The sequence below is a fragment of the Erwinia sp. S38 genome, assembly GCF_016624545.1.
Classification (GTDB): domain Bacteria; phylum Pseudomonadota; class Gammaproteobacteria; order Enterobacterales; family Enterobacteriaceae; genus Erwinia; species Erwinia coffeiphila.
Genome location: NZ_JACVTS010000016.1, coordinates 19,906 through 41,144 on the forward strand (window position 1 = coordinate 19,906; position 21,239 = coordinate 41,144).

Below are 21,239 nucleotides of genomic sequence, written 5' to 3' on the forward strand. Positions count from 1 at the left end.
TGAATCTTCCTTCCCGGGGAAGCAACATCACGGGAGCAAAACGTTGAAATTTTTGGAGGACTAAACAAGAAAGGAATTAAGTGAATAGCAGAAAATAAAAAACCCCCGACAAGCGGGGGTTTTTACAGAGACAGACGTTCTTATTACAGAACAGCTTTCTCTACAACGCGAACCAGAGTCCATGACTTAGTCTTGGACAGTGGACGGCATTCACGGATTTCAACCTTGTCGCCGATACCACATTCATTGTTCTCGTCATGTACGTGCAGTTTAGTCGTACGCTTGATGAATTTCCCGTAGATTGGGTGCTTCACAACACGTTCGATAGCAACAACGATGGATTTCTCCATTTTGTCACTAGTCACACGACCTTGCAGAGTACGGATTTTATCGGTCATTACGCACCCGCCTTCTCAGTCAGTAAAGTCTTAACGCGTGCAACATCACGACGCACTTGCTTCAACAGATGAGTCTGTTGCAGCTGGCCGGATGCCGCCTGCATGCGCAGGTTGAACTGCTCACGCAGCAGGTTAAGTAGCTCAGTGTTCAGCTCTTCAACGCTTTTTTCACGCAGCTCTGTTGCTTTCATTACATCACCGTCTTAGTTACAAAGGTGGTTTTGATAGGCAGTTTTGCTGCTGCCAGCTTGAATGCTTCACGGGCCAGCTCTTCCGGAACACCGTCCATTTCATACAGGACTTTACCTGGCTGGATCAAGGCAACCCAATACTCTACGTTACCTTTACCTTTACCCATACGCACTTCCAGCGGCTTCTCAGTAATTGGTTTGTCCGGGAATACACGGATCCAAATTTTACCTTGACGCTTAACTGCACGGGTCATAGCACGACGTGCTGCTTCGATCTGACGGGCAGTCAGACGACCACGGCCAACAGCTTTCAGACCGAAAGTACCGAAGCTAACATCCGTACCCTGCGCCAGGCCACGGTTGCGGCCTTTGTGCACTTTACGGAATTTCGTACGCTTTGGTTGTAACATCAGCGACTCTCCTTACTTACGGCCTTTACGCTGCTGCTTTTTAGGTTGAGCAGCCGGTTCCGGTTGTTCAACAGCAGCCATACCACCCAGGATCTCACCTTTGAAGATCCATACCTTAACGCCGATTACACCATAAGTGGTGTGGGCTTCAGAGGTGTTGTAGTCAATGTCTGCACGCAGAGTGTGCAGTGGCACGCGGCCTTCACGGTACCATTCGGTACGCGCGATTTCTGCACCGCCAAGACGGCCACTAACTTCAACTTTAATCCCTTTAGCGCCCAGACGCATTGCGTTCTGTACAGCACGCTTCATAGCACGACGGAACATCACACGACGCTCCAGCTGTGAAGTGATGCTGTCAGCAACCAATTTAGCGTCCAGTTCCGGTTTACGGACTTCGGCAATATTGATCTGTGCAGGAACGCCAGCGATATCCGCTACGACCTTGCGCAGTTTTTCTACATCTTCACCTTTCTTACCGATGACGATGCCAGGGCGAGCGGTGTGAATAGTCACACGGATGCTCTTAGCTGGACGCTCGATAACGATACGAGAGACGGATGCTTTTGACAGTTCCTTGGTCAGGAACTGACGAACTTTAAAGTCGCTGTCCAGGTTGTCAGCGAATTCTTTGGTATTTGCGAACCAGGTAGAGTTCCAGGGTTTAACAATACCCAGGCGAATACCATTAGGATGTACTTTCTGACCCATTGCTAGTCTCCAGAGTCTCAGCGATCGGACACAACCACAGTAATGTGGCTGGTGCGCTTCAGGATGCGATCTGCACGACCTTTCGCACGCGGCATAATGCGCTTCATGCTTGGGCCTTCGTCTACGAAGATTTTCGTGACTTTCAGATCATCAATGTCAGCGCCATCGTTGTGTTCGGCGTTAGCAATGGCAGATTCCAGAACTTTCTTGACCAGTACAGCCGCTTTCTTATTGGTGTAGGTCAAAATGTCCAGAGCCTGCGACACTTTCTTACCGCGTACAAGATCTGCTACCAGGCGAACCTTCTGAGCAGAAGAACGAGCGTGGCGATGTTTAGCGATAGTTTCCATCTCTTCCTCCTGTTAGCGTTTCTTAGCTTTCTTATCAGCTGCGTGACCGCGATAAGTACGAGTCGGTGCAAATTCACCCAGTTTGTGACCGACCATTTCGTCGGAAACAAAGACAGGAACGTGCTGACGACCATTATGGACAGCGATGGTCAAACCGATCATGTTAGGGAAGATCGTTGAACGACGGGACCAGGTGCGCAGTGGCTTCTTGTCTCCGCTTTCCAAAGCTTTCTCTACCTTCTTCAGCAAGTGCAGGTCAATAAAAGGACCTTTCTTGAGAGAACGTGGCATGGCTTATCCTCTAAAATTATTTGCTACGGCGACGTACGATAAATTTATCAGTACGCTTGTTGCTACGGGTCTTCTTACCTTTGGTCTGAACGCCCCACGGAGTTACCGGGTGCTTACCAAAGTTACGACCTTCACCACCACCGTGCGGGTGATCAACTGGGTTCATCGCGGTACCACGAACGGTCGGACGAACACCACGCCAACGGGTTGCACCGGCTTTACCCAGAACGCGAAGCATGTGCTCCGAGTTACCGACTTCGCCCAGGGTCGCGCGGCAGTCAGCTTCGACTTTACGCATTTCACCAGAACGCAGACGCAGGGTAACGTAAGAACCATCACGCGCAACGATCTGCACGTAAGTACCAGCAGAGCGAGCAATCTGACCGCCTTTGCCTGGTTTCATTTCTACGTTATGCACGGTAGAACCAACTGGGATGTTACGCATCGGCAGTGTGTTACCTGCTTTGATCGCAGCATCAACGCCAGACTGAATCTGGTCGCCAGCTTTCAGGCCTTTAGGGGCCAGGATGTAACGGCGCTCGCCGTCTTTGTACAGAACCAGCGCGATGTTCGCGGAGCGGTTCGGATCGTACTCAAGACGTTCAACGGTCGCTGGGATACCATCTTTGTTGCGTTTGAAGTCAACAATACGGTAAGCCTGCTTGTGACCACCACCGATATGACGGGTAGTGATGCGACCATTGTTGTTACGGCCACCGGATTTGCTGTTTTTTTCTACCAGCGGGGCAAATGGTTTGCCCTTGTGCAGCTCCGCGTTCACCACTTTAACTACATGGCGACGACCCGGAGATGTCGGTTTACATTTAACAACTGCCATTGTTCTTCTCCTCCGACTTACTCAGCGCCGCCGACGAAGTCCAGATTCTGGCCTTCTTTCAGGGTGACGTAAGCTTTTTTCCAGTCGTTACGACGACCAATACGCTGTCCAGAACGTTTAACTTTCCCTTTGACTACCAGGGTGTTAACGACTTCGACTTCAACTTCGAAAAGTTTCTGCACAGCGGCTTTGATTTCTGCTTTGGTCGCGTCTTTAGCAACTTTGAGAACGATGGTGTTTGTTTTTTCCATCGCAGCAGATGCTTTTTCAGATACGTGCGGCGCGCGCAGTACTTTCAGCAGACGTTCTTCACGGATCATGCCAGCATCTCCTCAACTTGCTTAACTGCATCAGCAGTCATAACGACTTTGTCGAAGGCGATCAGGCTAACTGGGTCGATACCCGCTGCATCACGTACGTCAACCTTGTACAGGTTACGTGCGGCCAGGAACAGGTTCTCTTCCAGTTCGCCAGTGATGATCAGCACATCTTCCAGAGCCATGTCTTTCAGTTTCTCTACCAGCAGCTTAGTTTTAGGCGCTTCCAGAGAGAACTGCTCGACAACGATCAGACGTTCCTGACGTACCAGCTCGGACAGAATGCTTTTCAGCGCGCCGCGGTACATCTTTTTGTTAACTTTTTGACTGTGGTCCTGAGGCTTCGCAGCGAAGGTCACGCCACCTGAACGCCAGATCGGGCTCTTTACAGAACCTGAACGCGCACGGCCGGTACCTTTCTGGCGCCACGGCTTTTTGCCGGAACCAGTTACTTCAGCACGAGTCTTCTGAGCACGAGTACCTTGACGGGCACCTGCTGCATAAGCAACAACAACCTGATGTACCAGCGCTTCGTTGAAATCACGACCGAAGGTAGTTTCGGAAACAGTCAGCGCGCTTTGCGCGTCTTTCAGTACTAATTCCATTGCTATCCCCTTACGCCTTCACAGCTGGTTTAACGATCAGGTCGCTACCGGTAGCACCGGGAACTGCACCTTTAACCAGCAGCAGGTTGCGCTCAGCGTCAACACGCACTACGTCCAGGCTCTGAACGGTTACACGTTCGTTACCCAGCTGGCCTGCCATTTTCTTGCCTTTGAACACTTTGCCCGGAGTCTGGTTCTGACCGATAGAACCCGGTACGCGGTGAGACAAGGAGTTACCGTGAGTAGCATCCTGAGTACGGAAGTTCCAGCGCTTAACAGTACCGGCAAAACCTTTACCTTTAGATGTTCCAGTCACGTCAACTTTTTTCACGTCAGCGAAAATGTCAACATTAATGCTCTGACCTACGGTGAACTCTGCGCCTTCTTCGGTGCGGAATTCCCACAGACCACGGCCAGCTTCAACGCCAGCTTTAGCAAAGTGACCTGCTTCCGGCTTAGTTACACGGTTAGCTTTTTTAGCACCGGTAGTTACCTGGATAGCAGTGTAACCGTCGTTTTCCAGGCCTTTGACCTGAGTAACGCGGTTTGCTTCAATTTCGATCACGGTTACAGGGATAGAAACGCCATCTTCTGTGAAGATACGGGTCATACCCACTTTTTTACCGACTAAACCAATCATTGTTTCAACCTCTCAATCGCTCAATGACCTGATTAACCCAGGCTGATCTGCACGTCAACACCTGCAGCCAGATCCAGACGCATCAGAGCATCAACCGTTTTTTCGGTTGGCTCAACGATGTCAACCAGACGCTTGTGAGTGCGAATCTCGTACTGATCGCGCGCATCTTTGTTGACGTGCGGAGAGATCAGAACGGTAAAGCGCTCTTTGCGGGTCGGCAGCGGGATAGGACCACGAACCTGCGCACCAGTGCGCTTGGCAGTCTCTACGATTTCCGCAGTTGATTGATCGATCAGACGATGATCAAACGCTTTAAGACGGATACGGATTCTTTGGTTCTGCATGAGACCAGAGCTCCAATTATTTATAAACGAAAAGAATTACTACTCGCATCCATTACGATTGATGGAGGAGTGTAATCGTTGAGCACATAACCCGCATATCGCGAGTATTGTTAGCTGGCATTTTCATACCGGCTGGCGACTCATATTGAATCGCGCCTGGCCATATTGGCAGGCCCGCGTATTATACGTACATCTGGAGGCAAAGCAACCATTATACGAACGCGATTATCAGGAATACTCAATTATGGCAAAAAAAAGAGCGCCGAAGCGCTCTCTTTCTGCTCTGGCAGAGCGAACTCTGCCAGACAAGTATCACAATTAAGCGATAACTTTAGCAACAACACCAGCGCCAACGGTACGGCCGCCTTCGCGAATTGCGAAACGCAGACCGTCGTCCATTGCGATTGGTTTGATCAGTTCAACAACCAGTTTAATGTTGTCGCCTGGCATTACCATCTCAACGCCTTCTGGCAGTTCGATGGTACCGGTTACGTCAGTTGTACGGAAGTAGAACTGTGGACGGTAGCCTTTGAAGAATGGGCTGTGACGGCCGCCTTCTTCTTTAGACAGAATATAAACTTCTGACTCGAACTTGGTGTGTGGCTTGATTGAGCCTGGCTTAGCCAGAACCTGGCCGCGCTCAACGTCTTCACGCTTAATACCACGCAGCAGGATACCACAGTTCTCACCCGCACGGCCTTCGTCCAGCAGCTTACGGAACATTTCAACGCCGGTACAGGTTGATTTCACGGTGTCTTTCAGACCCACGATCTCAACTTCTTCACCCACTTTAATGATACCGCGCTCTACACGACCGGTAACAACAGTACCACGGCCGGAGATGGAGAATACGTCTTCGATAGGCAGCAGGAACGGCTTGTCAATCGCACGCTCTGGCTCTGGGATGTAAGAATCCAGGTAACCAGCCAGTTCGATGATCTTAGCTTCCCACTCAGCTTCGCCCTGCAGTGCTTTCAGTGCAGAACCGTGAACGATTGGGGTGTCGTCGCCTGGGAAGTCGTACTGTGACAGCAGGTCACGTACTTCCATCTCAACCAGCTCCAGCAGCTCTTCATCATCAACCATGTCACATTTGTTCATGAACACGATGATGAATGGAACGCCAACCTGACGACCCAGCAGGATGTGCTCACGAGTCTGTGGCATTGGGCCATCAGTCGCAGCAACAACCAGGATTGCGCCGTCCATCTGAGCAGCACCGGTGATCATGTTTTTCACATAGTCGGCGTGGCCCGGGCAGTCAACGTGCGCGTAGTGGCGAGTCGGGGTGTCATATTCAACGTGAGAAGTGTTGATGGTGATACCACGTGCTTTTTCTTCTGGTGCGTTATCGATCTGGTCGAATGCACGAGCAGAACCGCCGTAGGTTTTAGCCAGAACGGTGGTGATAGCTGCAGTCAGGGTAGTTTTACCGTGGTCAACGTGGCCGATAGTACCTACGTTGACGTGCGGTTTGGAACGTTCAAATTTCTCTTTAGCCACGACGATATTCCTTACTTTAATGCTCTCACCCTTTGGTGAGAGCATAGGATCAATATTTTAAAACTGTAGCTTATTTGCTACGAGCTTCGATAACGGCCTGAGCGACGTTGTTCGGCGCATCATCGTACTTCAGGAACTCCATGGAGTAAGAAGCACGGCCTTTAGTCAGAGAACGCAGCTGAGTAGCATATCCGAACATTTCAGACAGCGGAACTTCAGCGTGGATCTGAACGCCAGTAGCGTTAGATTCCTGTCCTTTGAGCATACCACGACGACGGCTAAGGTCACCGATAACGTCACCGGTGTTCTCTTCCGGAGTCTCTACTTCAACCTTCATGATCGGCTCAAGCAGAACTGGAGTTGCTTTCTTAAAGCCGTCTTTAAACGCGATAGAAGCCGCCAGTTTAAACGCCAGCTCAGAGGAGTCAACGTCATGGTATGAACCGAAGTGCAGACGAATGCCCAGATCTACTACTGGATAACCAGCCAGAGGACCTGATTTCAGCTGCTCCTGGATACCTTTATCAACCGCAGGAATGTATTCGCCAGGAATCACGCCGCCTTTGATGTCGTTGACGAACTCGTAACCTTTAGGGTTAGAGCCCGGCTCCAGTGGGTACATGTCGATAACAACATGACCGTACTGACCACGACCACCAGACTGCTTGGCGTGTTTACCTTCGATATCGGTAACTTTAGAGCGAATTGCTTCGCGATAAGCAACCTGAGGTTTACCGACGTTCGCTTCAACGTTGAATTCACGCTTCATGCGGTCAACGATGATGTCGAGGTGCAGCTCACCCATACCAGCGATGATGGTCTGGTTAGACTCTTCATCAGTCCATACGCGGAATGATGGGTCTTCTTTCGCCAGACGGCCCAGAGCCAGACCCATTTTTTCCTGGTCAGCTTTGGTTTTTGGCTCAACGGCGATCGAGATTACCGGCTCAGGGAATTCCATGCGCTCCAGAATGATCACGCTTTCCGGGTCACACAGGGTGTCACCGGTAGTCACGTCTTTCAGACCGATAGCTGCAGCGATATCGCCCGCGCGAACTTCTTTGATCTCTTCACGTTTGTTGGCGTGCATCTGTACGATACGGCCCAGACGCTCACGAGCTGACTTAACCGGGTTGAATACGGTGTCGCCAGAATTCACAACGCCAGAATAAACGCGGAAGAAGGTCAGGTTACCTACAAACGGGTCGGTAGCGATTTTGAACGCCAGAGCAGCAAACGGTTCTGCGTCATCAGAGTGACGAACCGCCGGCGTGTCTTTACCGTCGTCCAGCATACCGTTGATTGCTTCAACGTCATTTGGTGCCGGCAGGTATTCAACAACCGCATCCAGCATCGCCTGAACACCTTTGTTCTTAAATGCAGAACCACAGGTAACCAGAATGATTTCGTTTTTCAGCACGCGCTTACGCAGAGAAGTTTTGATCTCTTCTTCGGTCAGCTCTTCACCGCTGAAGAATTTCTCCATCAGCTCGTCAGAACCTTCCGCAGCTGCTTCAACCAGCTTCGCACGCCATTCGTCGGCCAGATCCTGCATATCAGCTGGGATATCTTCGTAAACGAAGGTCACGCCCTGATCGGCGTCGTTCCAGTTGATTGCTTTCATCTTCACCAGGTCAACAACACCGGTGAATTTCTCTTCTGCGCCGATAGCCAGCTGCAATGGCACTGGGTTTGCACCCAGACGCGATTCCATCTGACCAACAACTTTCAGGAAGTTAGCACCCATGCGGTCCATTTTGTTAACGAACGCGATGCGTGGAACTTTATATTTGTTAGCCTGGCGCCATACGGTTTCAGACTGTGGCTGAACACCACCAACCGCACAGTAAACCATTACTGCACCGTCAAGAACACGCATGGAACGTTCTACTTCGATGGTGAAGTCAACGTGTCCCGGGGTGTCGATGATGTTTACGTGGTGTGGCTCAAACTGCTTAGCCATACCAGACCAGTAACAGGTGGTCGCAGCGGAGGTGATAGTAATACCACGTTCCTGTTCCTGCTCCATCCAGTCCATGGTTGCTGCGCCGTCATGTACTTCACCGATTTTGTGGTTTACACCGGTGTAGAACAGAACACGTTCGGTCGTCGTCGTTTTACCGGCGTCGATGTGCGCACTGATACCGATATTACGGTAGCGCTCAATGGGTGTTTTACGAGCCATTTGATTCCTCTGATTCTCGGACGTTCTAAGTTAAATCCCAGCGGGTTGGTCACTTGAACGCCCACTGGGTGAATAACAACTACAGGGCTGTTACCAGCGGTAGTGAGCGAACGCCTTGTTGGCTTCGGCCATACGGTGAACGTCTTCACGTTTCTTAACTGCAGTACCTTTGTTTTCTGCAGCATCAGAAAGTTCGTTCGCCAGGCGCAGAGCCATAGATTTATCACCGCGTTTACGAGCAGCTTCTACGATCCAACGCATTGCCAGGGCATTACGACGAACCGGACGGACTTCAACTGGTACCTGATAAGTAGAACCACCAACGCGGCGAGATTTAACTTCCACGGTTGGGCGGACGTTGTCCAGGGCTACTTCGAAAGCTTCCAGCTCGTTTTTACCAGAACGCTGAGCCAGGGTCTCCAGCGCGTTATAAACGATAGCTTCAGCAGTAGATTTTTTACCATCTACCATCAGGATATTTACAAATTTGGCCAGCAGCTCTGATCCGAACTTAGGATCTGGCAGAATTTTACGCTGACCAATGACGCGACGACGTGGCATGGAAATACTCCGTTGTTAATTCAGGATTGTCCAAAACTCTACGAGTTTATTTTGACATTAAGGTTAAAACGTTTGGCCTTACTTAACGGAGAACCATTAAGCCTTTGGCTTCTTCACGCCGTACTTGGAGCGAGCCTGCTTACGGTCTTTAACACCTGAGCAGTCCAGCGCGCCACGAACGGTGTGGTAACGCACACCTGGCAGGTCTTTTACACGACCGCCACGGATCAGGATCACTGAGTGTTCCTGCAGGTTATGACCTTCACCGCCGATGTAGGAGGTAACTTCAAAACCGTTGGTTAAACGAACACGGCAAACTTTACGCAGTGCGGAGTTCGGTTTTTTAGGGGTAGTAGTGTATACACGAGTACATACACCACGTTTCTGCGGGCAGGCTTCCAGCGCAGGTACGTTGCTCTTTGCAACTTTACGTGCGCGTGGTTTGCGAACCAGCTGGTTAACTGTTGCCATTAAATAGCTCCTGGATTTAGCTTTTGCTTCGTAAACACGTAATAAATCACCTCGCGGAATCACGAGGCCGCGGAATTTTAGGGCTGAGCTTAAAAAGAGTCAAGAAATAACCAGGGGTACTGTCATTACCAGGTTATTTGCTGAGGGTTTTTAACCGCCAGCACAACGAACTCAGTATAGCTTATCGCCGTCACGCTGGTTGAAATTTGACCAAAAAGCCCGCGAGCGTCAAGATCGTCTTTCAAAGCGAATAGAGATATGGGGGCTTGAAGTAGTACTTCAAGTGCCGGGCTACCGGCCAGTGCGGCAATAACGCCGTCCTGCATCAGCAGAACATCATCACCTTCCGCGAACAGCCGCACCACGGCATTCAGGTCACAGCGAAACGGCGAGGTCATCAAAGTATGCAGCATAGCTTCCTCAGAAAGTGAGCACCCGGTCGTATTCCGCTAGTCGACTACGCAGTTCTTCCGGAGCCAGCACTTCAGCGGGCAGTACACGAACCGCGTCGACAGCCAACCCACGTTCCGCCAGCGCGGCTGCGCAAATATAACAATGCTCTACATCGTATAGCGGTAGAACGCCGAAGGTCGCAATGTAGTTACGCGCCAGTATTTTCTGTGGCTGCTGCTCCGCGGTGAGCTGTAACACGCCGTCGCTGATAAAGAACAGCGCAACCTCATCACTCAATGCAGAAGTGGCCAGTACGGCATCTAATCCTTCACGGCCTGCACTCGTGCCATGCGGAGCCTGGCTGAAAACAAACGCAATACGATTCATTAAAACTGCACCATTCTGTCGCAGCTCAGTGCCGCTTCCGCCAGGGCCCCAAGGCCCGAAAGCTGAAACCCGTCTGCCAGGTTTGCCGCCGGCAGCCCCAGATTTTCTGCTTCCTGCCGATCGGTAATCCCCCGCCGCAGCGCCGCAGCCACGCAGATGTTTAAAGCAAAACCGTATTTCTGCTGTAGCTGCTGCCAGCTGCGAGTTAAATCGAACTCATCGCTGGCGGGGGCATTAAGCTGGCTGGCATTCAGCACACCTTCACGATAGAAGAACACGCTCTCAAGCTGATGCCCCTGTTCCAACAGCGCGTTAGCGAACAGCCAGGCGCTGCTGGCCTGCTGTGTGCCATAGGCCGGGCCGGTGACCATCAGCGCGAAACGCATTACTTATCCTGCCCGTGGAAGTCACCGTTTTTAAACTGGCGGATGTAGAGATAAACGGTGTGCTTGGAGATGTTTAAGCGGTCAGCCACCTGATTAATCGCATCTTTGATATCAAAAATCCCCTTCTCATAGAGATTCAGGACAATTTGGCGATTCTTGGCGTTGTTCGATACGTTACGGTCAGCGCTGACTTCTTCAATGGTAAACTCCAGTGTCTGCATCACCAGGTCTTCCACCGAAGAAGCAAAGTTTACCGCCGAAGCCACATCCGGGGTTTCCGGCGGCATAAACGTGGCCATAATCTGCGAGAACGGCACATCCAGGTTCATGTTGATGCACAGCAGGCCGACAACGCGCTGATTGCCGTTGCGAATCGCGATAGTAACGGACTTCATCAGCACGCCGCTTTTAGCGCGGGTGAAATAGGTTTTAGAGACATTGCTGTCAGCATCGGTCATGTCATGCAGCATGCGCAGCGCAAGGTCGGTGATTGGTGATCCGACTTTCCGCCCGGTATGCTCACCGTTCGCGATCCTGACCGCCGAACATTTTAAATCTTCCAGTGAATGCAGCACGATCTCACAGTGCGAGCCAATCAGCGTGGCCAGGCCATCCACTACGGCTTCGTATGATCTTAAAATATCAAAATCCGCAGGCGAAAACGGATGCTGCTCAAGCAGATCCGCATCGGTAATATCGGCGGGAAAAAATGAACCAGACATAGACGACACCACCCTTTGACAAGAGCCTGTCACACAGCGCAAGGGCAGACTCATTCTTATTAAAATGCGCGTTGGCTAGTCTAGCAAATATCAGAAAGATGTGTCCCGACTTTGTCATGAAATGATGATCTAAGCAAAAAAGCAGAAGAAACAGCGAGGTAAAGCGAGGGGGAAATAAAACCGCCACCCTGAGGTGGCGGCGAGCAGAAATTACTTCTGCTTAGCAGCGCCTTCGGCAGGTGCGGCGGCTGGTGCTTCAGCTTTCGCTGCCGGTTTGATATCCAGCAGCTCGACGTCAAACACCAACGTGGAGTTAGCCGGGATACCCGGAACGCCGTTTTTACCGTAGGCCAGGTTCGGTGGGATAACCAGTTTGATCTTACCGCCTTTCTTAACCTGCTTCAGACCTTCGGTCCAGCCAGGGATCACGCCGTCCAGACGGAACGACAGCGGCTCGCCGCGGGTGTAAGAGTTATCAAACTCGGAACCATCGATCAGGGTTCCTTTGTAGTTCACAACAACGGTATCGCTGTCTTTCGGCGCATCACCTGTACCGGCTTTCTCAACTTTATACAGCAGGCCAGTTTCAGTTTTCTTCACGCCTTTCTCTTTAGCGAATTTAGCAGCGAAAGCTTCACCCTTGGTGGCATTCTCTTTCGCGTCTTTTTCCATCTTAGCCTGAGCTGCGCCTTTCACACGGCCTTCGAAGGACTGCAGCGTTTGTTCGATTTCCTGGTCGGAGAGTTTGCTTTTACCGGCAAACGCATCCTGAACGCCCGCGATCAGCTGGGTTTTGTCCAGAGCGATGCCCAGTTTTTCCTGTTCCTTCAGGGAGTTTTCCATGTAGCGACCCAGTGAGGCACCCAGTGCATAAGCAGACTGCTGATCGTCGTTTTTGAACGCAGCATTCTTAGGTGCCTGCTCTGCCGCTTTCTGAGCCGGGGCCGCATCAGCAGCCATTGTCAGCGGAGCATTCAGCGCGAGGGCCATAGTGGTAGCTAACAATGTGACTTTAAATAATGATTTCATCCATTTCTCCAAAACCGAAGCGTCTCACCTCGGGAATCGTTTGCAGACCTTCGGTCCGTACTATAACCGGGCGCGGGAAAACAAAATACTCCCGCCTGAAATATAGAAGTTAACTTCCGACAATCCGGCTGCCGAAAAGTTTCACTGTCTGTGATGGCAACAGCCGCCTGACTTTTCAACCCTCAATCGCCAATTTACGCCATTTTACCTGTGTTAGCCTCTCTTTTGCCGTTAGAATCGGACAATTCACCCGCTCGAACGAACGGTAAGTAGTAACAAGAGGGAATAAAATGCAACAAACATTGCTGGAACAGCGAATTGAAGTGCTGGAAAGTAAACTGGCGTTTCAGGAACACACGATTGAGGAGCTGAACCAGACCGTGGTACAGCACGAGCTGGATATGGCGCGGCTGCGTGAACAGATGCGCTTGCTGACCGACAAACTCAAGGCTGCCGCCCCTTCGCAGATCGCATCACAGTCGGAAGAAACACCCCCGCCACACTACTGAGTGTCACGCTGTACCCGCTTCCCTGTTACGCTCACACACCGAAAAAAACCAAAAAAAAGCCGCTATCTGAGAAAGATAGCGGCTGCTCGCTTTTTAACGATCGGCGATTAGTGGCTGCAGCCACAGCCACCGGTACCACAACCGCCCTGACCGTGGTCATGGTCGTGATCGTGGTGATGGTCATGCTCACCGTGAACGTGGCCGTGAGCCAGCTCTTCTTCGGTTGCTGCACGGATGGCGATCACTTCAACGTTGAAGCTCAGGTTCTGACCGGCCAGCATGTGGTTACCGTCAACCACAACGTGCTCGTCTTCAACTTCGGTGATTTCAACCGGAACCGGGCCCTGATCGGTTTCCGCCATAAAGCGCATACCCACCTGCAGCTCGTCCACGCCCATAAAGACGTCTTTAGGAACGCGCTGAACCAGATTATCGTCATACTCGCCGTAGGCATCGTTAGAAGCGATTTTCACATCAAACTTATCGCCCACTTCACGATTTTCCAGCGCCTTCTCCAGGCCGGAAATCAGGGAGCCATGACCGTGCAGGTAGTCCAGCGGTGCACTCACCGGTGACTCATCAACCAACACACCATCTTCTGTACGTACCTGGTATGCCAGGCTGACCACAAGGTCTTTTGCTACTTTCATGATTTCTCCTAACCGTTGAGAGCGTTGAGCCCTTAGCTTCGCTGGCTATCATTACCAACGTTATGGACTCTAAGTGGCGTCAATTGTATCGAATTTCAATGCGGCTGTACGCTACAGCTTAAAAAAAGCTGGGCGGTAGCGCTAGTCGGGATGAAAAATACCGATCACCTGTTCCTTCTCGCGTACCTGTTCGCGGGCCTGTTTATCGGCTTCGCGCATCTGATGACCACACTTAACGCACTCAACCACATCAACATTATTCTCCCGCCACAGAGCAAGAGTGTCTTTAGCCTGACAGCTGGGGCAGGTTGCACCAGCGATAAAACGTTTACGCATAATGATCCCAGAAAAATGATGATTTAGTTCTGTCGTACGGACGCTCGCCGAGAAATCGCCCGCTACTCGTTGCCGTCCCAGCCGTCGAGCTGCCGTTTTTCCTGGCGCATCTCAGTCTGGAAGATATCCTCCAGCTCGCGCCGTGCCTCTTTCACCCTGGAGATATGCTGACTGTCGGTATGATTCGGCATCAGCTCACGCAGCATGCGCATATCCAGACGACGGAAGTGCTGCTGAGCGCGAAACGCCTGGTGCGGATGCATGCCTAGCGTCATCAGCGTCTTGCGGCCCAGCTCCAGCGCACTGCTGAAGGTTTCACGCGAGAACTGCATCACGCCGGCCTGCAGCAGCTCGTGGGCCTCTACTCGGCCACGGGCGCGGGCCAGAATTTGCAGATGCGGGAAATGCTGCTGGCACAGATGAACAATTTCCATCGAGTCTTCCGGACTGTTGCAGGTTATCACGATCGACTGCGCCGTTTCTGCACCCGCCGCCCGCAATAATTCAAGTTCAGTAGCATCGCCGTAATAAACTTTGTAGCCGTATTTGCGCATCAGGCTAACGGCACTGATATCACGCTCCAGCACGGTAATGCGCTTTTCGTTCGCCATCAGCAGGCGGCCAATAACCTGACCAAAACGCCCGAAGCCCACCACGATAACCTGCGGCTTATCATCTTCAACGAACGGTTTTTCCTGCGTGTCGTCCGCTTCGTTAAAGCGCCGGGCGAGAATACGATCCACTCCCTGCATCAGCAGCGGCGTGGTCATCATCGACAGCGTTACAGTCACCAGCAACAGCGGCATCTGATCGCCACTGAACAACTTTGCCGAAGCCGCAGCGGAGAACAGTACGAAGGCAAACTCTCCCCCCTGGCTCAGCACGCCGGCAAACTGCAAGCGCTCGGAGCTGCGCAGGCCGTAAACGCGGGCCAGCAGATAGAGAACCAGCGTCTTCACCGCCACCAGGGCGACGACGCCAACGAGGATCTCAACAATATGGGTATAGAGCACGCCGAGGTTGAGCGCCATGCCCACCGAAATAAAGAACAGCCCCAGCAGCAGGCCTTTAAACGGATCGATCGACACTTCCAGCTCGTGGCGATATTCGCTTTCTGCCAGCAGAATACCGGCGATAAAGGTGCCCAGCGCCATCGACAGCCCAAGCGCATCCATAAACAGTGCAGAGCCCAGCACCAGCAGCAGCGACGCGGCGGTAAACACCTCACGCACGCCGGAGGCGGCAATAAAACGCAGGATCGGGCGGAGCAAATAGCGCCCGCCAATCAGCATACCGGCAAACGCCAGCACCTTGATGCCCACTTTCATCCAGTCGGTATGGCCGCTGTCGTTACCGGCCAGCAGCGGTACCAGCGCCAGCGCCGGGATCACCGCCAGATCCTGGAACAGCAGAACCGAGAAGCCGAGCTGGCCGGATTCATTGCGATTCATGCCCTTATCGCGCATCAGCTGTAATGCCATTGCCGTAGACGACATCGCCAGCCCGATCCCGCCGATAGTGGCCGCCTGCCAGGAGAAATCGGTCAGATACAGCAGGCCACCCAGCACCGCGGCGCTGAGGATCACCTGCGCCGCACCGACGCCAAAAATCGAACGGCGCAGCTGCCACAGTTTCGAGGGATTCAGTTCCAGGCCGATGATAAACATCAGGAACACCACGCCCAGCTCGGAGAAGTGCAGGATCTCCTCCACGTCGCTGATAAAGCCTAAGCCCCACGGGCCAATGGCGATACCCGCCAGTAAATACCCCAGCACCGCGCCAATACCCAGGCGCGCCGCAATCGGCACCGCAATCACCGCGGCAAACAGGTACACCACGCCTGCGGTCAGGAGAGTTTCACCTTCCATTAAACACCTCCATAGGGCAGTGGATTTTCCAGCCAGTCATCGTAGGCGTTGGCATAGTTTTTCATGGTTTCAGCAGACTGGCGGCGCGCCCAGTAGACAATCATCGGCGTCAGCCAGTGCATCCGGCACATCTGCGCCGTCAGCTCAAACGGACGCATAATCTCAGACATCGGATAGCGATTCAGCCCTTCCTGATGATAGGCCGCCTCCGGCTCGCCGGTGGTGATCACACTGCGCCAGTATTTACCTTCCAGCACGTTACCGCCCGGTCCGCTGGCAAAGCCACGGGACAACACGCGATCCATCCACTCCTTCAGCAGCGCCGGGCAGCTGTAGGTATAGAGAGGATGCTGAAAAACAATGATTTGATGGTCACGCAGCAGCTGCTGCTCATGGTGAATATCAATAAAGAAATCGGGATAGTGCGCGTATAAGTCATGGACCGTCACGTGTTCCAGATTACGAGCCGGTTGCAGCAAAACACGATTAGCGATCGAATCTTGAGACTCCGGATGGGCATACAACAGCAGAACTTTAGGCGGCTGCGACATCATTCCCCTCCAAATCGTCGTCACGGCCGGGGATTTCCGCTACCATGCACGACGCAACGGAATACGTGATTCCGACAAACTGATTATGATGACTTAATTTAACATACTCTGAACTTACGGCGCTTATGATTGTATTCTCCTCGTTACAAATTCGTCGCGGTGTCCGCGTACTGCTGGATAACGCTACGGCGACTATCAATCCCGGTCAGAAAGTGGGCCTGGTCGGTAAAAACGGCTGCGGTAAATCCACGCTGCTGGCTCTGCTTAAAAACGAGATAAGCGCCGATGCCGGCAGCTTTAGCTACCCCGGTAGCTGGTCACTGGCGTGGGTCAACCAGGAAACGCCCGCGCTGGACGTTGCCGCTATTGAGTATGTTATCGACGGCGACCGTGAATTTCGTCAGCTTGAGTCTGAATTAGCACATGCCAACGACATTAACGACGGCCATGCCATCGCCACGCTGCACGGCAAGCTGGATGCGATTCAGGCATGGACAATACAGTCCCGCGCGGCCAGCCTTCTTAGCGGTTTGGGCTTTAGTCAGGAACAGCTCCAGCGCCCGGTCAGTGATTTTTCCGGCGGCTGGCGTATGCGTTTAAACCTCGCGCAGGCCCTGCTCTGCCGTTCCGATCTGCTGCTGCTTGATGAACCGACCAACCACCTCGATCTCGACGCGGTGATCTGGCTGGAACGCTGGCTGAAAAGCTACAGCGGCACGCTGATCTTGATCTCCCACGATCGCGACTTCCTCGATCCAGTGGTGGATAAGATCCTGCATATCGAACAGCAAACAATCTTCGAATACACCGGCAACTACAGCTCGTTCGAAATTCAGCGCGCCACCAAGCTGGCACAGCAGCAGTCGATGTTTGAGTACCAGCAGCAAAAAGTGGCCCATTTGCAAAGTTTCATTGACCGCTTTAAAGCGAAAGCGACCAAAGCCAAGCAGGCGCAAAGCCGTATCAAAATGCTGGAACGTATGGAGCTGATCGCCCCGGCGCACGTCGACAACCCGTTTACCTTCAGCTTCCGTGAGCCGGAAAGCCTGCCGAATCCACTGTTGAAAATGGAAAAAGTCAGCGCAGGCTACGGCGACAGAAAAATCCTGAACTCCATCAAGCTGAACCTGGTACCCGGATCGCGTATTGGCCTGCTGGGCCGTAACGGTGCCGGTAAATCCACGCTGATCAAGCTGCTGGCGGGCGAACTGGCCCCGCTACAGGGTGATATCGGTCTGGCGAAAGGCATCAAGCTCGGCTATTTCGCCCAGCATCAGCTTGAATTCTTACGCGCGGATGAATCCCCGCTACAGCACCTGGCGCGGCTGGCACCAAAGGTGCTGGAACAGCAGCTGCGTGATTATCTGGGCGGCTTCGGCTTCCAGGGGGATAAAGTCACCGAGGAGACGAAACGCTTCTCCGGCGGCGAGAAAGCCCGTCTGGTGCTGGCGCTGATCGTCTGGCAGCGCCCCAACCTGCTGCTGCTTGATGAACCCACTAACCACCTCGATCTGGATATGCGCCAGGCCTTAACCGAAGCGCTGATCGACTTTGAGGGTGCACTGGTGGTGGTTTCCCACGATCGTCACCTGCTGCGATCCACGACCGACGATCTCTATCTGGTGCACGACGGTAAAGTGGAAGCCTTTGATGGCGACCTGGAAGATTATCAGCAGTGGCTCAGCGACCTGCAAAAACAGGTAGCGGCAGAATCCGCCCCGAAAGTAGAAAGCGCCAACAGCGCACAGTCGCGTAAAGATCAAAAGCGCCGCGAGGCCGAACTGCGCACGCAGACCCAGCCGCTGCGCAAGCAGATTGAAAAGCTGGAAAAGCTGATGGAGAAGCACAACCTTCAGCTGGCGGATGCCGAAGCGAAGCTGTCAGACACGGCGATCTACGAGCAAAGCCGCAAGGCCGATCTCACCGCGGCACTGCAACAGCAGGCAGCGGCAAAATCCGCGCTGGAAGAGAGTGAAATGGAATGGCTGGACGCACAGGAACAGCTTGAAGCGATGCTAAACGCGGAATAATGCTCCATCAGGCAGAGGACGGTTTCAGCCGTCCCCTGCTCAGGCTGAACTGACACCTCGGATTCAGCCCGTATTGCCCTTCCAGCGTCGTTTAGACGCTCTCTCTACAGCGACATTATTCAGCACGATAAAACGGCTTATCCCCGAGGATCGTCGCGCGGTGCATAATGCGCCGCTGTGGAAGATAATCCGCATTCGCGTAGTGCTGAGTCACCCGATTATCCCAGATGGCCACATCCCCGACCTGCCAGCGCCAGCGCACCTGAAACTCCGGCTTGGTGATATGAGCAAACAGGAAACGCAGCAGCGCGTCGCTCTCTTTCTCCTTGATGCCGACAATACGCGTGGTGAAGCCTTCATTAACAAACAGCGCCTGCTTACCGCTGACCGGATGAGTCCGCACTACCGGATGCAGCAGCGGTGGATTCTTCGCGACCGCCTGCTGCCAGCGCTGGTGTTCCTCTTCGCTACCGCGATATTTGTACTCCTGGAACGATTTCTTAAAATCATGTTCCGCCAGCAGCCCGCTCAGCAACTGCTGTAGCGGCTCGGATAGCGCATCCCAGGCAGCGATCCCGCTGGCCCACAGCGTATCTCCGCCGGTTTCCGGCAGGTGCTTCGCGGCAAGAATGGCCCCGGCGGGCGGCGTCTCAATAAAGGTGACGTCGGTATGCCAGTTATCGTTATCCGGCGGATTATCGTCATGGGTATCCAGCACGATAATTTCCTCCACGCCGGGGGCATGAGGATAGACCGGGTGAATATGCAGGTCGCCGAAACGAGCCGCCAGCGCACGCTGCTGCTGTGGCGTGATCGGCTGATCGCGCAGGAACAGCACCTGATGGCGGATCAGCGCATGATAAAGCTGTTCAAACTGACCGTCGCTGAGCGGCAGGCGTAAATCCAGATTGCTAACCTGCGCACCAATGTAGGGCCCAAGCGGTTGAATAGTAATTCGTTCGTTCATGACTGTGCTCCGTGCCACGGGGTTAAACGACGCTGTAAGGCACGCAGCCCCAGCTCAAGTGCAAATGCAATCAGGGCAATCACCGCAATGCCTGCCAGCACCACGTCAGTGGCGAGGAACTCCCCCGCGGATTGCACCATAAAACCAAGGCCGCGCGTGGCCGCAATCAGCTCCGCTGCCACCAGGGTGGACCAGCCCACGCCCAGGCCAATACGTAAACCGGTGAGAATTTCCGGTAGCGCGCCGGGCAGGACGACATACCACAGCACCTGCCAACGGCTGGCTCCCAGCGAACGTGCGGCGCGCAGGCGCACCTGCTGAGCACTTTTCACACCTGCAAGCGCAGACATCGCCACCGGGGCGAAAATCGCCAGATAAATCAGTAAAATTTTCGAGGTTTCGCCAATGCCAAACCAGATCACCATCAGCGGCAGATAGGCCAGCGGCGGCACCGGGCGATAAAGCTCAATCAGCGGGTCCAGAATGCCGCGCACCGTCTCATTCAGCCCCATAAAAATGCCCACCGGCACGCCAATCACCACCGCCGCCAGCAGCGCAATCAGGATACGCGTCAGGCTGGCTCCCAGGTGCTGCCACAGAGTGGCATCCATAAATCCGGTCGGACCGGCGATGGTCAGCAGCTTTTGCAGTACCTGCTGCGGCGGCGGCAGGAACAGCGGCGTTACCAGCTGTAGCGCGGTCACCAGCCACCAGATAGCGATTAAAACCACCAGCGTAGCGCTACTCAACGTCAGCTGGCGCGACAGCGGCCAGCGAAAACGCCAGCGGCGCGGCGTGCTTTTTTCATTAATCAGTGAGCTCATACCAACACCTCGCGCTGATGGAATACCCGGCTAAGAACATACTCGCGGCGTTCAATAAACGCCGGGTCGGATTTAATTGACCGGCACGGTTCGCCGTTGGCATAGCGGCGGCCGAAATCCAGCGCAAGGCGTTCAACAATGCGGCCAGGGCCAGGCGATAACAGCACCAGCTCGCTGGCGAGGAATACCGCCTCTTCAATATCGTGAGTAATCAACAGGATTTGCTTGCCGCTGTCCCGCCAGAGCGTCAGCAGCAGCTCCTGCATCTGTTCGCGGGTGAAAGCATCCAGCGCGCCGAAAGGCTCATCCAGCAGCAGCAGGCGCGGATCGGCCGCCAGCGCGCGGGCAATGCCGACCCGCTGACGCATCCCGCCGGAAAGCTGCCAGATAAAGCGTCGCTCCGCGCCCGCCAGGCCCACTTTTTTCAGCATCTGGCGGGCAATTTCCCGCCGTTCATTTTTTTCGACCCCGGCCAGCTGCAGGCCGAAGGCAACGTTATCCAGCACGTTACGCCAGGGCAGCAGCCCTTCGTTTTGAAAGACCACACCGCGATCGGCACCCGGCCCGTTGACCGGCTTGCCGTCCAGCGTAATGCTGCCGTTCTCCGCCGGGATAAAACCGGCAATCAGGTTCAGCAGCGTCGTTTTGCCGCAGCCGGATGGCCCCAGCACCACCAGCAGTTCACCGCTGTCGATCGACAGATTAATATCCTGGAGCGCCAGCTGGTTTTGATAGCGAGCGCTGAGATGAGAGACGGACAGCATCGGCTTTA

29 protein-coding genes are annotated in these 21,239 nt (G+C 53.4%); 2 read left to right on the plus strand and 27 right to left on the minus strand.

The genetic code is table 11. From position 1 onward, the window contains the following. Nucleotides 1-143 precede the first annotated feature (143 nt). The 20 genes from rpsQ to fkpA form a co-directional block, all read right to left on the minus strand. Nucleotides 144-398, minus strand: a complete 255-nt coding sequence (gene rpsQ, locus IBT46_RS17520; protein ID WP_105595768.1) for a 30S ribosomal protein S17 — start codon at nucleotides 396-398, stop codon at nucleotides 144-146. Then, nucleotides 398-589 (minus strand): 50S ribosomal protein L29, encoded by a 192-nt coding sequence (gene rpmC / locus IBT46_RS17525; RefSeq protein WP_025902044.1) that lies wholly within the window; start codon nucleotides 587-589, stop codon nucleotides 398-400. Before rpmC ends, rpsQ begins: the two co-directional genes overlap by 1 nt. Further along, entirely contained in the window at nucleotides 589-999 is a 411-nt protein-coding gene (gene rplP, locus IBT46_RS17530) for a 50S ribosomal protein L16 (RefSeq protein ID WP_002438716.1), read from the minus strand. Before rplP ends, rpmC begins: the two co-directional genes overlap by 1 nt. A gap of 12 nt (nucleotides 1,000-1,011) precedes the next feature. Continuing rightward, complete coding sequence (rpsC, locus tag IBT46_RS17535) at nucleotides 1,012-1,710, minus strand: 30S ribosomal protein S3 (protein WP_045854067.1); 699 nt, start codon at nucleotides 1,708-1,710, stop codon at nucleotides 1,012-1,014. 17 nt (nucleotides 1,711-1,727) lie between these two features. Further along, nucleotides 1,728-2,060: a 50S ribosomal protein L22 gene (rplV, locus tag IBT46_RS17540; protein ID WP_000447532.1), complete on the minus strand. Its 333-nt coding sequence runs from the start codon at nucleotides 2,058-2,060 to the stop codon at nucleotides 1,728-1,730. A gap of 12 nt (nucleotides 2,061-2,072) precedes the next feature. Then, the gene (rpsS, locus tag IBT46_RS17545) at nucleotides 2,073-2,351 is read right to left on the minus strand and encodes a 30S ribosomal protein S19 (RefSeq protein WP_004160590.1); all 279 of its coding nucleotides are present in this window, start codon (nucleotides 2,349-2,351) and stop codon (nucleotides 2,073-2,075) included. A 16-nt stretch (nucleotides 2,352-2,367) separates the two neighbouring features. Beyond that, nucleotides 2,368-3,189: a 50S ribosomal protein L2 gene (rplB, locus tag IBT46_RS17550; RefSeq protein WP_105595769.1), complete on the minus strand. Its 822-nt coding sequence runs from the start codon at nucleotides 3,187-3,189 to the stop codon at nucleotides 2,368-2,370. A 17-nt stretch (nucleotides 3,190-3,206) separates the two neighbouring features. Continuing rightward, entirely contained in the window at nucleotides 3,207-3,509 is a 303-nt protein-coding gene (gene rplW, locus IBT46_RS17555) for a 50S ribosomal protein L23 (protein ID WP_105595770.1), read from the minus strand. Then, nucleotides 3,506-4,111 (minus strand): 50S ribosomal protein L4, encoded by a 606-nt coding sequence (gene rplD, locus IBT46_RS17560; protein ID WP_105595771.1) that lies wholly within the window; start codon nucleotides 4,109-4,111, stop codon nucleotides 3,506-3,508. The genes rplW and rplD overlap by 4 nt, the downstream gene beginning before the upstream one ends. A gap of 10 nt (nucleotides 4,112-4,121) precedes the next feature. Further along, nucleotides 4,122-4,751, minus strand: coding sequence for a 50S ribosomal protein L3 (rplC, locus tag IBT46_RS17565; RefSeq protein ID WP_105595772.1), 630 nt, complete (start codon nucleotides 4,749-4,751; stop codon nucleotides 4,122-4,124). A gap of 32 nt (nucleotides 4,752-4,783) precedes the next feature. Beyond that, nucleotides 4,784-5,095: a 30S ribosomal protein S10 gene (rpsJ, locus tag IBT46_RS17570; RefSeq protein WP_001181005.1), complete on the minus strand. Its 312-nt coding sequence runs from the start codon at nucleotides 5,093-5,095 to the stop codon at nucleotides 4,784-4,786. Between the two features lie 318 nt (nucleotides 5,096-5,413). Continuing rightward, nucleotides 5,414-6,598, minus strand: a complete 1,185-nt coding sequence (gene tuf, locus IBT46_RS17575) for an elongation factor Tu (RefSeq protein ID WP_200546711.1) — start codon at nucleotides 6,596-6,598, stop codon at nucleotides 5,414-5,416. A gap of 70 nt (nucleotides 6,599-6,668) precedes the next feature. Then, nucleotides 6,669-8,783 carry an elongation factor G gene (fusA, locus tag IBT46_RS17580; RefSeq protein WP_200546712.1) on the minus strand — a complete coding sequence of 705 codons (2,115 nt, stop codon included), beginning with the start codon at nucleotides 8,781-8,783 and terminating at the stop codon, nucleotides 6,669-6,671. 90 nt (nucleotides 8,784-8,873) lie between these two features. Beyond that, entirely contained in the window at nucleotides 8,874-9,344 is a 471-nt protein-coding gene (gene rpsG / locus IBT46_RS17585) for a 30S ribosomal protein S7 (RefSeq protein WP_105594005.1), read from the minus strand. A gap of 96 nt (nucleotides 9,345-9,440) precedes the next feature. Beyond that, on the minus strand, nucleotides 9,441-9,815 hold the full coding sequence (gene rpsL, locus IBT46_RS17590) for a 30S ribosomal protein S12 (RefSeq protein WP_075182598.1): 375 nt from the start codon (nucleotides 9,813-9,815) through the stop codon (nucleotides 9,441-9,443). Nucleotides 9,816-9,940: 125 nt separating this feature from the next. Beyond that, entirely contained in the window at nucleotides 9,941-10,228 is a 288-nt protein-coding gene (tusB, locus tag IBT46_RS17595) for a sulfurtransferase complex subunit TusB (protein WP_200546713.1), read from the minus strand. Nucleotides 10,229-10,235: 7 nt separating this feature from the next. Then, a complete protein-coding gene (gene tusC, locus IBT46_RS17600) occupies nucleotides 10,236-10,595 on the minus strand; it encodes a sulfurtransferase complex subunit TusC (RefSeq protein WP_200546714.1) in 360 nt (119 codons plus the stop codon). Next, entirely contained in the window at nucleotides 10,595-10,981 is a 387-nt protein-coding gene (tusD, locus tag IBT46_RS17605) for a sulfurtransferase complex subunit TusD (protein WP_105594008.1), read from the minus strand. The genes tusC and tusD overlap by 1 nt, the downstream gene beginning before the upstream one ends. After that, nucleotides 10,981-11,703, minus strand: coding sequence for a transcriptional regulator (locus IBT46_RS17610; RefSeq protein WP_200546715.1), 723 nt, complete (start codon nucleotides 11,701-11,703; stop codon nucleotides 10,981-10,983). Before IBT46_RS17610 ends, tusD begins: the two co-directional genes overlap by 1 nt. A gap of 210 nt (nucleotides 11,704-11,913) precedes the next feature. Next, the gene (gene fkpA, locus IBT46_RS17615; RefSeq protein WP_200546716.1) at nucleotides 11,914-12,732 is read right to left on the minus strand and encodes an FKBP-type peptidyl-prolyl cis-trans isomerase; all 819 of its coding nucleotides are present in this window, start codon (nucleotides 12,730-12,732) and stop codon (nucleotides 11,914-11,916) included. Between the two features lie 290 nt (nucleotides 12,733-13,022). Here fkpA and IBT46_RS17620 point away from each other — a divergent pair, with 290 nt between their 5' ends. Beyond that, the gene (locus IBT46_RS17620) at nucleotides 13,023-13,241 is read left to right on the plus strand and encodes a protein SlyX (protein ID WP_105594011.1); all 219 of its coding nucleotides are present in this window, start codon (nucleotides 13,023-13,025) and stop codon (nucleotides 13,239-13,241) included. 107 nt (nucleotides 13,242-13,348) lie between these two features. Here IBT46_RS17620 and slyD read toward each other — a convergent pair whose 3' ends face one another. The 4 genes from slyD to kefG all read right to left on the minus strand — a co-directional run bounded on the left by slyD (nucleotide 13,349) and on the right by kefG (nucleotide 16,646). Further along, entirely contained in the window at nucleotides 13,349-13,891 is a 543-nt protein-coding gene (gene slyD / locus IBT46_RS17625; RefSeq protein WP_200546717.1) for a peptidylprolyl isomerase, read from the minus strand. A gap of 141 nt (nucleotides 13,892-14,032) precedes the next feature. Further along, nucleotides 14,033-14,233 (minus strand): YheV family putative zinc ribbon protein, encoded by a 201-nt coding sequence (locus tag IBT46_RS17630; protein ID WP_105594013.1) that lies wholly within the window; start codon nucleotides 14,231-14,233, stop codon nucleotides 14,033-14,035. A gap of 56 nt (nucleotides 14,234-14,289) precedes the next feature. After that, nucleotides 14,290-16,095 (minus strand): glutathione-regulated potassium-efflux system protein KefB, encoded by a 1,806-nt coding sequence (kefB, locus tag IBT46_RS17635; RefSeq protein WP_105594014.1) that lies wholly within the window; start codon nucleotides 16,093-16,095, stop codon nucleotides 14,290-14,292. Beyond that, nucleotides 16,095-16,646: a glutathione-regulated potassium-efflux system ancillary protein KefG gene (kefG, locus tag IBT46_RS17640; protein WP_105594015.1), complete on the minus strand. Its 552-nt coding sequence runs from the start codon at nucleotides 16,644-16,646 to the stop codon at nucleotides 16,095-16,097. The genes kefB and kefG overlap by 1 nt, the downstream gene beginning before the upstream one ends. A gap of 125 nt (nucleotides 16,647-16,771) precedes the next feature. Here kefG and IBT46_RS17645 point away from each other — a divergent pair, with 125 nt between their 5' ends. Continuing rightward, a complete protein-coding gene (locus tag IBT46_RS17645; RefSeq protein WP_200546718.1) occupies nucleotides 16,772-18,676 on the plus strand; it encodes an ABC transporter ATP-binding protein in 1,905 nt (634 codons plus the stop codon). 115 nt (nucleotides 18,677-18,791) lie between these two features. Here the strand turns inward: IBT46_RS17645 and tauD are convergent, their stop codons facing one another. The 3 genes from tauD to tauB are packed head-to-tail and all read right to left on the minus strand — an operon-like array spanning nucleotide 18,792 to nucleotide 21,231. Then, nucleotides 18,792-19,643: a taurine dioxygenase gene (tauD, locus tag IBT46_RS17650; protein WP_105594017.1), complete on the minus strand. Its 852-nt coding sequence runs from the start codon at nucleotides 19,641-19,643 to the stop codon at nucleotides 18,792-18,794. Then, nucleotides 19,640-20,467 (minus strand): taurine ABC transporter permease TauC, encoded by an 828-nt coding sequence (tauC, locus tag IBT46_RS17655; RefSeq protein WP_200546719.1) that lies wholly within the window; start codon nucleotides 20,465-20,467, stop codon nucleotides 19,640-19,642. Before tauC ends, tauD begins: the two co-directional genes overlap by 4 nt. Next, on the minus strand, nucleotides 20,464-21,231 hold the full coding sequence (gene tauB, locus IBT46_RS17660; protein WP_200546720.1) for a taurine ABC transporter ATP-binding subunit: 768 nt from the start codon (nucleotides 21,229-21,231) through the stop codon (nucleotides 20,464-20,466). The genes tauC and tauB overlap by 4 nt, the downstream gene beginning before the upstream one ends. Nucleotides 21,232-21,239: the final 8 nt, after the last annotated feature.